Genomic DNA, 15,498 nt, shown 5'->3' on the forward strand with positions numbered 1-15,498 from the left:
GGATGATAGATAAGAAAAGTGGCCCAGCTCGGCCTATATGCCTAACGCTCCTGCTGTTCGCCTTGCTAGCCGTGGGCTGTTCGCCTCTACGCCTGCTAGGACCCAACCAGTTGTTGCTTAGCCATATCGAGCTAGAAGGCGTAAAGCAAGCCGATACCGAGCGCTTGCAGGCTTTGTACCGGCAGAAGCCTAACAGCCGCTTTCCACTGCCAAAACTAGCAATCTATCAGCTAGGTCACAGCTTCTATAATTCTGGCCGTATAGAACGCAAGCTCGATTCGACGCGGGCCGAGTACAGCCGCCGCATCCTGGCGGCCCGGCCCGACTCTGCAAAGGTAGGTAGGCTTCTTACCCGCCGCGAGCGACAAACGCGCCGCTTGCAGCTAGTGCTAGATAAAGGCAACGCCATTATGCGCTTGGGCGAGCCACCCGTAGTCTACGATACGGCGCTTACCCGCCAGACCGCTGGGCAGTTGGCTACGTTTCTGAGGTCGAAAGGCTTTTTCCGCAGCCGGGTTAGCTATTCCGACACCCTCGCCGACCGGCGCTTTTCACTAGGTCGCCTCTTTGGCGGCCCCGACAGCCTGCACCGCCGCCGCGTGGTGGTAACCTACCGCATCACCGAAAACGCCCCTTTCCGCTACTCTCAGCTTGATTACGACATTGCTGATTCGGTGGTGGCCCAGCGGGTGCTGGCTTCACAGTCTGCCTCGTTGCTGCACGTGGGAGAGCAATACGATGAAGAACTGATTGGGCAAGAGCGCGCCCGGATTGAAACGCTTCTCAAAAACGAGGGCTACTTCGATTTCCGTCAGCAATACATCACCCTGGAAGCCGATACCAGCTTTGCCCCTACTACCGTCCGCCTGCGCACTATAGTAGCCAGTCCTGGGCCAGGTTTACTGCACCCGCGCTACACCATTCGGCGGGTGCGTTTCGTCACGGATGCGGGCACAATCCGTTTCGGACAGAAGCGCGACACGCTGATACAGGACTCGACTTTGTTTCTGGCTTTCAAGCATCAAATCAGCCCCCGCCTGCTCAATCGTAAAGTGGCCATTGACGCGGGCGACTACTACAGCCTCACGGCTACGCAGACCACTCAGCGTCAACTGAGCCAGCTCGACGTGTTCCGCTTTGCCAACGTAAACTACCAGAAAGTGCGCCCGGTTACGCTGGAAGACAGTCTGCACCGCCAGCTTGATGCCAACATTGCCGCCTCACCCGCTAAACGCTACCAAGAAACCGTTGAATTTGGCGGGACTTACGTGGCGGGGCTGCCAGGGCCGTTCGGCAACTTGCGCATCAAAGCTCGTAATCCGTTTGGGGGTGCCGAAGTACTGGAACTAGGGTTGCGGGCAGGCTTAGAAGGGCAATACAACCGAGCTAGCAATTCTGACAACAACCTGGATCCTATTCTCACTACGCAACTTGGTGTTAACGTAAACCTTATTCTGCCGCAATTTTTAGTGCTGTGGCGCACTAATCGTTTTCTAACGAAATATAATCCTCGTACCCGCTTCAATGTTGGTTACAATTATGTGTACCGCCCCGAGTATACACGCACTAATCTTGAAGGCACTTTCGATTATATCTGGCAACGAAATCCGTACCATCAATACGTCTTCACCCCTGTCGATCTAAGTCTTGTGAGCGTACCTAAAAGGCAACAGTCTTTTATAGATGCTCTCAGAAAGCAATTTCCTGACAACCCATCTATACTGGTTGCCTTCAGAAGTCAATTTATCCCTAGCTTATCTTTTACCTCACTCTATAATTCCAACGACTTCAATGAAACGAAAAATGCCATCTATTTTCGCTGGTTTGTAGAAGTAGGTGGCATCACGCGGCCTCTATATCAGAACGTCTTTGATAAGCCTAATAAACCCGATTCAACAGAAATTCAAGTCTTTGACTTTTATAAGCTGAACGCGGATTTTCGGCGCTATTACAAGCTTGGGGCACGATCATTCTTTGTATATCGTCTTAATGGCGGCGTTATCCAGCCATTACGCAAGAGCAAAGACACTGATGCTAGTGCCATTCCTTACGATAAATACTTCTTTGCGGGAGGCAGTAATAGTGTGCGAGCATGGGGTCCGCGTCGGCTTGGTACTGGCTCGGCTCCCGTCTTTAATACTGTTGCCGGTGAGCAAGTACGCAACTACAATATTGAACAACCTGGCGAGCTATTGCTGGAAGGAAATATAGAATACCGCTTTCCCTTGTTCAGCTTCATAAACGGGGCGCTGTTCACGGACTTTGGTAATGTGTGGACGCTGCAACGAGTAGGGCAACCCGAAGCCCGATTTGATGTAAACCGTTTCTACCGCGAATTTGCGGTAGGCTCAGGATTCGGCCTTCGCTTCGACTTCACATTTCTGATTCTGCGCCTAGATATAGCGACGAAGGTGTACGATCCTGCCGCGCCTGGCAGTAAATGGGCTATTCGCAACATCGAATCCTTCAACCGCAATCAAACAGCGTTGAACCTCGGTATCGGGTATCCCTTCTAACGGCAAGGTATGCTTTACTAAAATGGGCCCTTTGACGTTCTAACTACACGTCAAAGGGCCCATTTTAGTAAACCAACATTTCATTGTTTACCAGCCTAACAGCTCTGTTAAGGCTGTTGCCACCTTGTCAGAATTGGGAAGCATCTGGCGTTCTAGATCTACGTTGAGTGCGATGGCGGGCAGATTGGCCGCGCCGAGCGTGAAAACTGGGGCGTCGAGTTGTTGGAAGCAGGTGCGTTGAATGCGGCCAGCCAAGCTTTCGGCGAAGGAATTGAGTAGTGGCTCCTCCGTGAGAACCAATGCCTTCCCGTGGCGACGAACGGCGGCTTCTACTGCCTCGTAGTCGAGGGGATTTAGGGTGCGCAAATCCAGGATTTCCACCTGCCCAGGGAATTGGCGGCTGGCGGTTTTCGCCCAATATACACCCATGCCATAGGTGATAACCACGCACGTTTCGCCCCTCTGCAGCTTCTGTGGGTCGGCAGCCTGGGCTACAGAGGCTTTCCCAAGCGGAATAACATAGCCCGCGGCCGGCTCCACGGTTTTCGCGTCTTCAGTACCCGGTACCTTGCTCCAGTACAAGCCTTTGTGCTCCAGCATCACCACCGGGTTTGGGTCGAGGAATGCGGCGCGCATCAAGCCTTTCATGTCGGCGGCGTTGCTAGGATATACTACTTTGATACCGCGGATGGTAAGCAGGGTGCTTTCGATAGAGCCCGAGTGGTAGGGTCCGCCACCACCATAGGCCCCGATGGGCACCCGAATTAAGCTTTGCACCGGAAACTGCCCGTTGGATAGGTAGCACGACTTGCTTAGTTCTTCTACCAACTGGTTGAGACCCGGCCAGATATAATCAGCAAACTGAATTTCAACGATGGCCTTGGCTCCTACCGCACTCATGCCGGCAGTACTGCCCACGATGTAAGCTTCCTGGATAGGTGTATTAAACACGCGGGCATCGCCGTATTTCTTGGCCAGCAACGCCGCTTCCCGAAACACACCCCCTAGCTCACCACCCACATCCTGGCCGTAGAACAAGGCCTCGGGAAACTCGCGCAGAATGTCGTCGATGGTGTGCAGTGCAGCATCAACCATTAGGGCTTTTTCGGCGCCGGTGGGGCTACGTTCTCCGGCTTCCTCGGTCACAGCGGGCGGCGCAAACTCGTGGTTGGCAAAGGTGGCGGGGTCAGGCGCAGGTGCGGCTAAGGCACGCTGGTAATCGGCTGCCACGGTGGTACGAGCTTCGGTGGCTAGCTGCGCCAGAGCCGTTTCAGTGAAGCCAAGCGTCAGTAAGTGCTGGTGCAGCCGCGGCAACGGGTCGAGTAGGTTATGCTCGGCTAGGTTGTCGCCGCGGTACCACTCGCGCCGCACCCCGCTGGTGTGGTGGCCCAAGAGCGGGCATTTGGCATGTACCAATACCGGGCCGCGCCGGGCCCGCGCATACTCAAAAGCTGCAGCTAAACCGGCGTAGCTAGCCTGAAAATCGGCGCCGTCGACCTGCAACCGGTGCAAGCCTTTAAAGCCCGCCGCAAACTCGTAGGCATCCATGGTGCGCATTTCGCGGCTCGTAGCCGAAATACCCCACTCGTTGTCTTGCACCAAGTAGATGATGGGCAACTGGTGCAGCACGGCCATTTGCAGCGCTTCGCTCACCTCGCCTTCCGTCATGGCGCCATCCCCAATCGAGCAAAGGACCACGCTGGAGCTCTGATTTGCGGCTTCCGCATTGTTTTCTAAGTACTTGATGCCATGTGCCATGCCGGTAGCAGGAATGGCCTGCATGCCGGTAGCCGAGCTTTGGTGCGGAATGGTAGGAAATCCGGTCCGCCGCAACGAAGGGTGGCTGTAATAGGTCCGTCCGCCGCTGAAGGGGTCGTCGCGCTTGGCCATGAGCTGCAACATCAGCTCGTATGGTTGCAAGCCAAGGCCAATCAAAAATGCATCGTCGCGGTAATACGGAGCGGCGTAATCGACGGGGCGAAGGTGAAAAGCAGCTGCCAGTTGCACGGCTTCGTGGCCACGGGCAGTGGCGTGTACATATTTGGCCGTTACGGCTTTGTTTTCTTCGAACAGCCGAGCCATTTCGGCAGCTGTGTGCATCAAACGGTAAGCACGCTGCCAGGTGGCGCGGTCGGGTTGGGTGGTAAAGGCGGGTTCCAGGGGTGGGGCAGATTCGGTGTACATGCAAAAGAATGGGTGGGGAAGCGAAATTACAGGTTCGTGGGAGACTTCGCAGAGTTGCGCGGCATCCGACCCAGGCGGCAAGTTGTTCTATTGTCTCCTACCGTTTAACAGCGTACGCTAGTACTCCGTTATTCATTGTAGTTACTCTCCTACCTTCGTGCTATGCTTGAGGAACTTCAGATAAAGCGCGCCTCTACCGCCGATGTTCTGGCGCTGGAGGCGTTGGTAAATAGCGCCTATCGAGGCGAACAATCGATGCAAGGCTGGACCACCGAAGCGCACCTGCTCGGTGGCCAGCGTACCGACGCAGCCGCCCTACTCGACCTGCTAGCACCCAGCGAGGCGACCATGCTCCTGTGCATTACCCCCGACGGGCAGCTTTGCGGAAGTGTCTACCTGCAGCTGCAAGGCGAAACGCTGTACATGGGCATGCTTTCTGTGGCCCCCAACCGGCAGGCGCAGGGCATAGGCAAACGGCTGCTTGAAGCGGCCGAAACCCACGCCCGCCAGCACGCTTGTTTGCGCATGCGCATTACCGTCATTTCGGTACGAACCGAGCTGATTGCCTGGTATGAGCGGCACGGCTACCGCCAAACCGGCGGAACCGAGCCCTTCCCCACCGATATACGCTTCGGTATACCGCGCCAGCCGCTGGAGTTGTTGGTGATGGAAAAGGAGCTAGAGTAGAATTTCCGCTACGAGAGGCGTTTGCGTTGCCGTAGCTGCACCGCATGATAGAGAGATGGAATATCAGTGGCCCAAGCAGGCAGCGTACATAGGATTGCTATGATTTCCAGCCGGCTCAGAATGCCTGCGTATACACACGCCCAAAACAACAAACCCGCTTTTCCATTTAAAAACAGTTGCACTAGGGTAGCGGCCAGCAACAGCGTCCACCCTTTGGCAAAAAAGGTGTGCAACGCTATTTCCTTCCGAAACCGCACGTAGCTTACCGCATAGGTCAGCGCCTCTAGGCCCACTACTACCCCAATTGGCCATGCATTCGCCGCGAGGAAGGCTGGTCGTAAAGAGATTATCCCGAGTAACAGGCAAAGCCAAAATATCAAGTCCACGGTTGAATCCAGACGACGTAGTTTGGGCGTAGCTACTCCCCAGCGTCGGGCGAGGATGCCATCGAATATGTCTGTAATCAAACCGGACAGCAGCAATGCAACCAGTACAAAGCAAAGGACCGGTGTCGGCTGTAGTTGACAAATTCCTAGCGCGCCCAAGCCCATGACAAGACGTGCATAAACAAGAATAACAGGAATCTTACAGTGCATGGAATAACTAAAAGCGGGAAATGAGTGCTCCTCATACAAGTATAGCCTCTCTTATCAGCCGCAGGCTTCCATGTTTTGCTTGCGTTAGACTTTACAACACGAACATTTTCAAGCATACCCTTATGATTATTAGGTTTTTATCCCTCGGCGCGTAGCACACCTTGCAAGCACGCATCTAAGCTGCTGGTTATACACTTGTTGACGCTAGCAGACTTTGAATCTTACAAACGCTTACCTTCGCAGCCTGAAAAATTTGTGGTGGCTATCTTGTACTTGCTTTCAAGTCGCTGAAAATCCGCCGTATCACACTTCATGTCGAACTCCTTCCCTTCGGTTAGCCCCGCTCCTACTTTCCGCGCCAGCGTGGAAGCCTGGCTACGTGCGTTTCAGGATTGGCTTTGCCAACAGTTAGAAGCTACCGACGGCGCAGGCCGCTTTCAGGAAGACGCCTGGCAACACCATAGCGGTGGCGGGGGCCGCTCGCGCATCCTAACTGGCGGGAGCATCATCGAGAAAGGTGGCGTGAATTTTTCGGCCGTCTCGGGTACCATGAGCGAGCAAGCGGCACGCGTGCTACTCATGCCTAATCCCGAATATTTCGCCACGGGCGTCTCGGTGGTGCAGCACCCACGCAGCCCCTTGGTGCCCATCTCGCACATGAACGTGCGCTACTTCGAAGCCGGCAACGGCGAAGCCTGGTTTGGCGGTGGCCTGGACCTGACGCCTATTTACGTAGATGAAGCCCAAGCTCGTTGGTTTCACCAGCAGATCGAGCAGGTCTGCCAGCAGCACGATGCCACCTACTATCCCCGCTTCAAGCAGTGGGCCGATGACTACTTCTATCTGCCCCACCGCCAGGAAACGCGCGGCATCGGCGGTATCTTCTTCGACCGCCTTACCGTCGGTAAAGACGGTGACGCAGACAAGCTATTCGCTTTTATTCGGGCCGTGGGCGAGGTTTTTGGTCGTGCTTACACTGAGTTGATGCGCTTGAATGCCGACCGGCCTTATACCGAGCAGCAGAAGCAGTGGCAACTAGTACGCCGGGGCCGCTACGCCGAATTTAACTTAGCCATCGACCGGGGCACGCGCTTCGGGCTGGAAACCGGGGGCCGCACTGAAAGCATCCTGATGAGTTTGCCGCCCCAGGCCGAGTGGCACTATAATTTCGCCATTGAACCAAACTCGCCGGAAGCCGCTACCCAGCAGTGGCTGCGCAAAGGCGTAGATTGGCTCACTGAAACTCCCCTTTCCGCTTGATCGAGCAGTTACAAGCCCTGGACCGCTGGCTAGTAGTGGCCGCCAACAGCCACCGTACGCCCAAGTTGGACGCGCTGATGATATTCTTCACGGAGCGTGAGGTATGGTTTCCTGCTTATTTCGTGCTGTTAGTGCTGTTGATCTATATCTACAAGCGCCGCGCGTTTCTGCTGGTGCCACTGCTAGGCGCCAGCGTTGGCTTAGCCGACCTAATATCCAGCCGCTTCTTCAAACCTTATTTCGCTCGCTTACGCCCCTGCCACGACCCTAAGCTCTCGGCTACGCTCAACCTGATACATGGTTGTGGAGGGCAATTTGGCTTTATGTCTTCGCACGCCGCCAATGCTTTTGCTTTTGCTGTATTTGTAAGCTTGGTATTACCGCGGCAATACCGAGCAGCAAAATGGCTGCTTTTCCTATGGGCCGTGCTGGTAAGCTACAGCCGCATTTACCTGGCAGCTCACTTCGCCTCCGACGTGCTGGCTGGGGCTACATTAGGCAGTTTGTTGGCTTGGCTGAGTGCCACCATTTATAAGCGCCTGACCACTCCTACGTCGCTGGCTGCCATTTCCGAAACCAAGCAGTTCAATCACCGCTAAGCTTAATTCCTCGAAACTAGAAAGCCCCTGCTAATCAATTGGCAGGGGCTTTCTAGTTTCGAGGAAGTTGTTATTTCGCTGGTTTCCGGTTGCCGGTATGGCCATCACCCCGGTCGCCCTGGCCGGGCTTGCTCGTGATTTTGGAATTATGCCGGTCGTCCTGCGACAAAGAGCGATGCAATTCTACTTCGCTAGTGAATTGACCTTTAGCGTTGCGACGCACATAGCGCTTGTCGCCGGGAGTGGGTTCGATTAGTTCGCGCTTGGACTTCGGCATGGCTACGATTGATAACAAGTTGATGATCTACTTGATACGCAACCATTAAAAGTGAGTTCAGCTAGTTGCCTATCTGGCTGTCAATCCGATGATAACACCAAAATCGCCATCGGTCTGCAACCACTCTTTTTCCGGCGCATAAGCTCGAGAGACAAAACCATCTAAGTACAGCGCGTTACGGCAACCCTGCGCTCGGAAGTATGCTGCAAACTCATAGAAGTTTACTTTCTCCCTCGACATGACCAGCAGCAAGCTGCCATCCGGTAGAATACCGATGCCATTGCGAATATTCAGGTTTTGGGAAGCTGAGTTGAAGGCAGGGTGAATACGCCCATCTATCACCAAGAGTGGCCCTGATTGCGTGGCAAATCGTATTTTTTCTGTACCAGGAAATGCCTCTGTTCTACAAATGGCCACTTTGTTATCGATGGTAACATAAAAAATGCCATTCGGCGTTAGATAAAAATTGCCAGTACCAGTAGCCGTATTTAGAGGCGCCAGCACTCGCTGCTCCTGTATAAACAGACCTACGGGTATGTTACCGGCTTTATACATGCCGCCATTCATAGCAAACTTCAATTGCTTCCCTTTGGCACTAAGCCAGCTTTCTAAGCTGCCTAAACTCCTGAACAATTGGCCATGCTCATCCTTCCAATATAGCTTCAAATCATCTTTCCTCAGGTCGGCACGGTAGCTCACGTATTTCGAATCCGCAGACTGGTGCCTTACAAACGGTAAGAAACCCACTAATAAGGCACCAGCTAAGAGGAGCAAGAATACCAGTCGCTTGGCCACACTACTAGATTTATTTTCCTAGCAGTTTTGCCACGTATTTACCCACAATATCAAACTCCAGATTTACTTGGTGACCTGGCTGGAGGTCTTGGAAAGTGGTGTGCTCGTAAGTGTATGGAATGATAGCCACGGAGAAGCCGTCATCAGTGGAGTTGAAGCAGGTGAGGCTAGTGCCATTAATGCAGATCGAGCCTTTTTCTACGGTTACACGGCCGGGGCCGGGCGCATGGCGGAAACGATAAACCCAAGAGCCGTTCTGATCTTCCACCGATTCGCATTCGGCTGTGAGGTCGACGTGGCCCTGCACGATGTGGCCGTCGAAGCGGCCGTTAGCGGCTAGGCAGCGTTCCAGATTCACCCGGCGACCGGGCTGCCAGTGCGCCAGGTTGGTTTTTTGCAACGTCTCGTCAATAGCGGTTACTACGTGCGTGCCAGTAGCGCCGTCTACGGCCACCACCGTTAAGCAGACACCGTCGTGGGCAACGCTTTGGTCGATGCGCAATTCGGCCGCGAAAGGCGAGTGCACGGTGAAATGGATATTAGTACCTGCGCGGCGCACATCTTGAATGGTACCAAGCGCTTCGATGATGCCAGTGAACATACTTTCAATTAACAGTTGACACTAATCAGTTAACAATCACAAATACTATTAACAATAAATCGACCAGTACGCTTTATTCCGGCGCAGCCTGTCAACTAGTCTACTTGGTAAGCGACTTTATTTTCCGCGTCCCTCAATAATGATCTTGAGGGTGTAGAGCAGAACGCGGAAGTCCATAGCGAGGCTCATGTTTTCGATGTAGAGAATATCGAATTTGAGGCGCTCAACCATTTGAGAAACGGTTTCGGCATAGCCGTATTTCACTTGGCCTAAACTAGTCAGGCCCGGCCGAACGCGGTGCAAATGGCGGTAGTGAGGCGCAATCTTGACAATCTGGTCGATAAAGTACTGCCGCTCGGGGCGTGGCCCGACAATGCTCATATCGCCGCGGATGACGTTCCAGAATTGGGGCAATTCGTCGAGGCGTACTTTGCGCATGAAGCGGCCCCAAGGCGTAATGCGGGGGTCGTGGTCGGAGCTAAGCAGCGGGCCCTGTTGCTCGGCATTGGTGTACATCGAGCGAAACTTGTAGATGCGGAACGGGTGCCCGTGCCGACCAATACGCTCCTGCGAATAAAATACTGGCCCCGGCGACGACAGCTTCACCATGGCAGCCGTGAAAGCATACACCGGCCAGGCCAGCAGCAGAAACAACGCGGAAGCTACCACGTCAATCATCCGCTTCAGCACCCGCTGCCAGAGCGGCAGCAAGTCCTGCTTGATTTCGATGAGTGGGGTGCCAAAAATGTGGCTCACTTTCACTGAGCCGAGCAACATCTGGTAGAGGTCAGGCAGCACACTTACGCGGGCAGGTGTGCCTTCGAGCAACGTCAGAATCTCCTCGACCAAGCGGTGCTCCGAAGGCTCGATAGCAATAACAATCTGCTCGATTTTCAGCGCCCGCACCAAGGCCGGCAGCCGCCGATACGACCCGCGAGCAGGCAATTCGGCAGCCAAGCCTGCGTCCACGGTTTCGCCGACGGGCGCAAAGCCAACTAGCTTGAGCCCGAGGTGGCGGCTGTTGCGGCGCAACTCGTGATAGGTGTCGAGCGCCAGGGCGTTGGAGCCTACCAGCAAGGTGTTGAAGAAGATAGTACCATTGCGGACCAGGTGCTGCACGCTGCTTACGGCCATCGTCCGGAACACAGCCGATATAGTGAAGTGCAGCAGGAAGTAAGCCGTAATGGTTTTGTAGTACAGCTGGTACTTGCTTACGCCTTGGTCATCAAGCAAAAAAGCAAAGAAGATGATAAGCGCGCCCAGCACTGATACGCGCCCTAGCCGGATGATTTCGCCAAGGCGTGACTTGCGGAAAATGTCGCGGTACTCGCCAATCAGCGCGTAGAGGGCCGTCCAGAAGAAGGCAATCATGAACGCGGAGCCAGACAAGTAGAACAACGCATCCTCGGTGAAACGGTAGCCTTCGTTGATTTCGCTTAGCAGATACTTGCGCAGCAGAAAGAAGCACACCCAGGCCAGAAGTGCCGCGCTAAAATCGGCGGCAATCAGCTTTAGTCGTTGCAAGGTGCGAATCAAGGGCCGTACTGTCGGGCCGGCGGCAAGAGCCGGCAGGTGGTTTTATGAGGGCGAATGGGTAGCTTCGCACCGAAACAAATGCCTGAACGGACACTGAAGGCCCGTTTTGAGCGGGCCAAAGGTAGGGCAATAAACCGAAAACCGGGAAAACCGTGCCAATCCATAGCTCGTCCTCACGCACTTCTTAGGACTGCTTCTCTTCCATGCACGCCGACACCTACCGACACCGCGGCCAACGCCGTACCCTCGTAGACGAGTTGCGCCGCAAAGGCATCCGCGACGAACGGGTCCTGACGGCCATACTGGCCGTGCCGCGCCACGCGTTTTTTGAAACAGCTTTTCAGGCACACGCTTACCAAGACAAAGCCTTTCCGATTGGGGAAGGCCAAACGATTTCGCAGCCTTATACAGTAGCCTACCAAACAGAACTTTTGCACCCCGAGCCGCATCATCGGGTACTGGAAGTGGGTACTGGCTCGGGCTATCAGTGCTGCGTGCTGCTCGAGCTTACACCTCATGTTTTTAGCATCGAATACCAGCCAGTGCTTTTCGAGCGCACCCGCCGCCGACTAGCTCATCTGCATCGAACGGCCCACCTCTTCTGCGGCGACGGCTCGGTGGGCTTGCCCGACCACGCGCCCTTCGACCGGATTCTGGTAACGGCCGGGTCGCCAACCTTGCCCCGGCCCCTGCTCCGGCAGTTGCGGGTAGGTGGCTGTTTGGTTATTCCGGTCGGCGATGCGCAGACGCAACGCATGGTGCGCGTCACGCGGGTAAGCGAGGAAGAGTTCACGCGCGAAGAGTTCGAGCAGTTTCGTTTTGTGCCTTTGCTTGGAAAGGCGGGCTGGCAAGGATAACTACCGCTACTAGTTGGTTTCTAGCCGAACGCTGCTTTGAAACTATATTGTCTTGACGATGCGTGAAGCAGAAGCTTCGTGCTACAACCCGACAGCCTATCTTTGCACATTCATTTCTCTGAGAATTACACTGCATGATGCGCAAACAAAGGCCCGTAAAGGACTCGTTCGTTATAATGACTGAGCTGGTGCTACCGAACGACACCAATACCCTCAACAATTTGATGGGTGGGCACATGATGCACCTCATGGACATTGCTGCCGCTATTGCCGCTCAGAAACACTCCAACCGCATTGTAGTCACCGCATCCGTTGATAACGTGTCATTTCGTGATGCTATCCGGTTGGGCAGCGTGGTTACGTTGCAGGCCCAAGTGACGCGGGCTTTCAGCTCGAGCATGGAAGTGCACATTGATGTGTGGGCCGAGGATATTCCGAGCGGGACCAAGATGAAAACCAACGAAGCCTTTTTCACCTTCGTAGCCGTCGACCAGTCGGGCCGCCCGATTGACGTGCCGGAGGCCGTGCCCGAAACGCCAGAGGAAATTCAGCTGTACGAAGGTGCCTTGCGTCGGCGCCAGCTACGCCTGGTACTTGGCGGCCGCATGAAGCCCGCCGAAGCCACCGAACTGCGGGCCTTATTTGAGTTGGAATAACTGCGGCACTACAGCCGCCTAACATGCTGGTAGACCAACGGGGCCGTTACAAACACGAATAGGCCAAACAAGGCCTGGTCAAACAAGCTTAGTGGAACCATATTCGGAACGGGTGAGCCAAAGTATCCACTTAAATACACGTAGGTGTTGATGCTAATGTCGGAGGCCATAACACCCACGGCTAACCAGAGGCCCACTTTCGGTCGCCACCACAGTAATGCAGCCGTAACCGGATCAATCAGCGTGAGGGCGTCCCAATACAGCCCAACCAGCAAGGGAACCGGAAATGCCAGAAAGCCTTTGCGCAGCAACCCCGCGGCATGGGTAGAGGTGCCCACCAAAAAGCACACCGTATAAATGATTAAGACCATCTTTATCTGCCAAGGGTAGCTTGTAATGAGCAGTCGTTTCATAAGTTGCCACGGGTTGAGACGACAAATTACATTCTTCGTCTATCGATTCGGCTTGGTATTTTAGCTGAGTTCATTTCCTTGAGTAGCTGAACAAGTAGTGGGCTACTTACTTTGATGCCACAACAGAATGAATTGTACCACCCACCTGTTCTAGTTCATTTAGCCGCTCCCACCCGATTCCATGACAAGCGCTGATTCACTAGCCTTTTTTCAGAACTTTTACACTGATGTGTCGCTGTATGTAGTGGCCGAACCGGCAGCTACTCCAGTGGCCTCGCCCACGGCGGCTCCGGCGGTACCAGTTGTCGCCCCAATAGCGGCTCCCGTGGCCGCTGCTGCCCCGCCTCCGCAACCTGTTCTTCCCTCGCCTGCTCCAGTGGTAGCGCCTCACGTGGAGCCGAAGCCCGTGGCTGCGCCTACGGTAGCGGCCGTACCACCCACAAAGACCGCCATACCGCCTATTGGTCCTACGCCAGGCAAGCTGCCTTCTTTGGCCAGCCTTGCCCTGACTCCGCCACCAACTGCGCCAGTGCCGCCGCCTGCACCCGCAGCACCGGCCGCTCCAGACCCTGGCCCATTGTTCTCGGTGCCAACGCTGGCGGAGCTTCCGGCTGCCCCTACTGCGCCAGCTTCGCAGCCAGGCCGGATTCAGCCGACGCCCACCCAGTCGCCGGTGGCGCACATTCCGTTTGCTACGCTAGGCAGCAACCCCAACGGCCTGCTGATCTTGGTGCGCGTGTCGCCCGACGAGTTCCGGAAGCTGCCCCGGAACGTATTCCTCAACAACATCCTGAAAGCCATCCGGCTCGTGATGGAAGACGTGGTGCTGGTGAATGTAGAGCACGAAAAGTTTCCGGTGGCATTATGCTCGCTCCGCAAAAGCTTAGCGGCTAAGCAGTTTCTGGCTTTCGGCAAAAACTTGCTTGATGTGGCCGTCTACACCACCCAACCCTACGAGCCGGTATTGCTCTACGGCGACACAGCCTTCCTCGGAGCCAGTGAAATCAAAATGCTGGAATACGACGCGGGGCGCAAAAAGCAGCTCTGGCACGCTATGCAGCGAATGTTTCTTTAAATAGTTGCGTGTTCAACCTGTCACTTATCAAACGCAAAAGGCCCGCTTCCTTGGAAACGGGCCTTTTGCGTTATAAAGCTTAATCTACAGTGTAGTTAAGCTACTCAACTACGGAGCTTTCACTACTTCAGCACCGAAGCCAGCTTTGCTTCCAGTGCTTCACCGCGCAAGTTTTTGCCGATGATGCGGCCCTGCGGATCGAGCAGAATAGAGGCAGGAATTGATTTGATGCTATACGTTTGACCGGCAGCACTTTCCCAACCTTTCAGGTCGGAAACGTGCTTCCAGATGAGCCCATCCGCCTGAATTGCTTTCAGCCACTTCTCCCGGTCCTGATCGAAGCTCACGCCGTAGATTTCAAAGCCCTTGCCTTTGTACTTGTTGTAGGCCTTCACCACATTGGGGTTTTCGCGGCGGCAGGGTCCGCACCAAGAGGCCCAGAAGTCGATCAGCACGTATTTGCCACGCAAGCTGCTTAGCGCTACCGGCTTGCCATCGGGAGCCGCCAGATTGATTTCCGGAGCTTGCACACCCACGGCGGTAGAGCGCATCGGCTCCAACTTGGCCACCAGGGCCTTGGTATAGCGCGACTCCGGCTGAGAGGTTTTAAATACCGTTGTCATCGAATCCGCGAAAGCAAACTGCTCGTCGGGATTGATGAGGTTGGCCACCACAAAGCCCGAAACCACCGAAGCAGGATTCTCGCGCACCAACTTTTTGATGCTTTCGGTGCCGCGAGCTTGCAAGGCGTAGAATTGCTTTTCTATGCGCTGCATCGAATCGGAGCGGCCGGCTTGAGCATTTACGTTGTAGCGCTGCTCTAGCTGGCCCATTTGCGTCTTCGACTGCAACATGGTGCGGCTGAGTTGCTGCAGCACCTCTGAGTCCTTTGAGCCTTGCACAGTGTACGTGTCGCTGAGCTTCTGGGCGTCGCCACTTAAAGACAGGCTACTGCCGTTGGCCAGGGCTACCAGCACCTGGTTTTGGTCGTTTACTTTCACTTGGTACAGACCGGCTTCCGGTACTGTACCCGTGAATTTAAACTGCCCTTTGTCGTCGACGGCAGCGGTGTCGCGCGAAATAAACTGGGTGTCGCCGAGTTCGGCGAGGTATACTTTGGCTCCGGCCGGAGCATTGGTAAGTTGGCCGGTAATCTGGTAGCCGGTGCCATTGGCAGCCGTGCCGGTGGTAGGCGGCGTGGCTTTGTTGCAGGCGTTGGCCATGCCCAGCACAGCCCCGATCAACAGAATGCTTTTCATATTGTGTTTCATCTCAGACGAAAGCGCCGGTACCAAGCCGGCGGACTAGTTAGCAAGTATCAGGCGTAGGGGCCGCAAGTTGCCGATTTAAGCGTGAATGCAAAAATACTAGCCGCACGTCCTACTTAGTACTTGCTACTGAAAACCGAAAAGTTGCGCCTTAGTTCCTAGGTGAGCTGCAACGGCC

Annotated in this window: 15 protein-coding genes; 7 read left to right on the plus strand and 8 right to left on the minus strand. The window is 54.8% G+C overall.

Translation table 11 applies throughout. The annotated features are described in order from the left end of the window. Window positions 1-2 precede the first annotated feature (2 nt). A complete protein-coding gene (locus P1X16_RS09805; protein WP_277228117.1) occupies window positions 3-2,516 on the plus strand; it encodes a BamA/TamA family outer membrane protein in 2,514 nt (837 codons plus the stop codon). A gap of 87 nt (window positions 2,517-2,603) precedes the next feature. On the opposite strand, the gene P1X16_RS09810 is transcribed toward P1X16_RS09805, so the two are convergent. Next, the gene (locus P1X16_RS09810; protein WP_277228119.1) at window positions 2,604-4,700 is read right to left on the minus strand and encodes an alpha-ketoacid dehydrogenase subunit alpha/beta; all 2,097 of its coding nucleotides are present in this window, start codon (window positions 4,698-4,700) and stop codon (window positions 2,604-2,606) included. A gap of 162 nt (window positions 4,701-4,862) precedes the next feature. Here P1X16_RS09810 and P1X16_RS09815 point away from each other — a divergent pair, with 162 nt between their 5' ends. Continuing rightward, on the plus strand, window positions 4,863-5,387 hold the full coding sequence (locus P1X16_RS09815; RefSeq protein WP_277228122.1) for a GNAT family N-acetyltransferase: 525 nt from the start codon (window positions 4,863-4,865) through the stop codon (window positions 5,385-5,387). 8 nt (window positions 5,388-5,395) lie between these two features. Here the strand turns inward: P1X16_RS09815 and P1X16_RS09820 are convergent, their stop codons facing one another. Next, window positions 5,396-5,983 carry a CDP-alcohol phosphatidyltransferase family protein gene (locus tag P1X16_RS09820; protein WP_277228125.1) on the minus strand — a complete coding sequence of 196 codons (588 nt, stop codon included), beginning with the start codon at window positions 5,981-5,983 and terminating at the stop codon, window positions 5,396-5,398. A 312-nt stretch (window positions 5,984-6,295) separates the two neighbouring features. Between P1X16_RS09820 and hemF the strand changes: the two genes are divergently transcribed. Together hemF and P1X16_RS09830 are read left to right on the plus strand one after the other, a co-directional pair. After that, entirely contained in the window at window positions 6,296-7,243 is a 948-nt protein-coding gene (gene hemF, locus P1X16_RS09825) for an oxygen-dependent coproporphyrinogen oxidase (protein WP_277228128.1), read from the plus strand. Next, a complete protein-coding gene (locus P1X16_RS09830) occupies window positions 7,240-7,842 on the plus strand; it encodes a phosphatase PAP2 family protein (RefSeq protein ID WP_277228132.1) in 603 nt (200 codons plus the stop codon). The genes hemF and P1X16_RS09830 overlap by 4 nt, the downstream gene beginning before the upstream one ends. A 70-nt stretch (window positions 7,843-7,912) precedes the next feature. Here P1X16_RS09830 and P1X16_RS09835 read toward each other — a convergent pair whose 3' ends face one another. The 4 genes from P1X16_RS09835 to P1X16_RS09850 form a co-directional block, all read right to left on the minus strand. Next, window positions 7,913-8,119, minus strand: a complete 207-nt coding sequence (locus tag P1X16_RS09835) for a hypothetical protein (RefSeq protein ID WP_245118066.1) — start codon at window positions 8,117-8,119, stop codon at window positions 7,913-7,915. A gap of 69 nt (window positions 8,120-8,188) precedes the next feature. Next, a complete protein-coding gene (locus P1X16_RS09840) occupies window positions 8,189-8,914 on the minus strand; it encodes a phosphodiester glycosidase family protein (protein ID WP_277228136.1) in 726 nt (241 codons plus the stop codon). Window positions 8,915-8,924: 10 nt separating this feature from the next. Continuing rightward, a complete protein-coding gene (locus P1X16_RS09845; RefSeq protein ID WP_277228138.1) occupies window positions 8,925-9,515 on the minus strand; it encodes a riboflavin synthase in 591 nt (196 codons plus the stop codon). A 117-nt stretch (window positions 9,516-9,632) separates the two neighbouring features. Then, the gene (locus P1X16_RS09850) at window positions 9,633-11,051 is read right to left on the minus strand and encodes a sugar transferase (RefSeq protein ID WP_277228141.1); all 1,419 of its coding nucleotides are present in this window, start codon (window positions 11,049-11,051) and stop codon (window positions 9,633-9,635) included. Between the two features lie 203 nt (window positions 11,052-11,254). Here P1X16_RS09850 and P1X16_RS09855 point away from each other — a divergent pair, with 203 nt between their 5' ends. Both P1X16_RS09855 and P1X16_RS09860 read left to right on the plus strand, forming a co-directional pair. Next, the gene (locus P1X16_RS09855) at window positions 11,255-11,908 is read left to right on the plus strand and encodes a protein-L-isoaspartate(D-aspartate) O-methyltransferase (protein ID WP_277228144.1); all 654 of its coding nucleotides are present in this window, start codon (window positions 11,255-11,257) and stop codon (window positions 11,906-11,908) included. A gap of 134 nt (window positions 11,909-12,042) precedes the next feature. Beyond that, window positions 12,043-12,564 (plus strand): acyl-CoA thioesterase, encoded by a 522-nt coding sequence (locus tag P1X16_RS09860; protein ID WP_277228147.1) that lies wholly within the window; start codon window positions 12,043-12,045, stop codon window positions 12,562-12,564. 8 nt (window positions 12,565-12,572) lie between these two features. Here the strand turns inward: P1X16_RS09860 and P1X16_RS09865 are convergent, their stop codons facing one another. Further along, a complete protein-coding gene (locus P1X16_RS09865; RefSeq protein ID WP_277228151.1) occupies window positions 12,573-12,977 on the minus strand; it encodes a hypothetical protein in 405 nt (134 codons plus the stop codon). A 181-nt stretch (window positions 12,978-13,158) separates the two neighbouring features. Here P1X16_RS09865 and P1X16_RS09870 point away from each other — a divergent pair, with 181 nt between their 5' ends. Continuing rightward, window positions 13,159-14,052 carry a hypothetical protein gene (locus P1X16_RS09870; protein WP_277228154.1) on the plus strand — a complete coding sequence of 298 codons (894 nt, stop codon included), beginning with the start codon at window positions 13,159-13,161 and terminating at the stop codon, window positions 14,050-14,052. A 122-nt stretch (window positions 14,053-14,174) separates the two neighbouring features. On the opposite strand, the gene P1X16_RS09875 is transcribed toward P1X16_RS09870, so the two are convergent. Further along, the gene (locus P1X16_RS09875; RefSeq protein ID WP_277228157.1) at window positions 14,175-15,311 is read right to left on the minus strand and encodes a TlpA disulfide reductase family protein; all 1,137 of its coding nucleotides are present in this window, start codon (window positions 15,309-15,311) and stop codon (window positions 14,175-14,177) included. Between the last annotated feature and the right edge of the window lie 187 nt (window positions 15,312-15,498).

The organism is Hymenobacter sp. YC55 (assembly GCF_029433095.1).
Taxonomy (GTDB): domain Bacteria; phylum Bacteroidota; class Bacteroidia; order Cytophagales; family Hymenobacteraceae; genus Hymenobacter.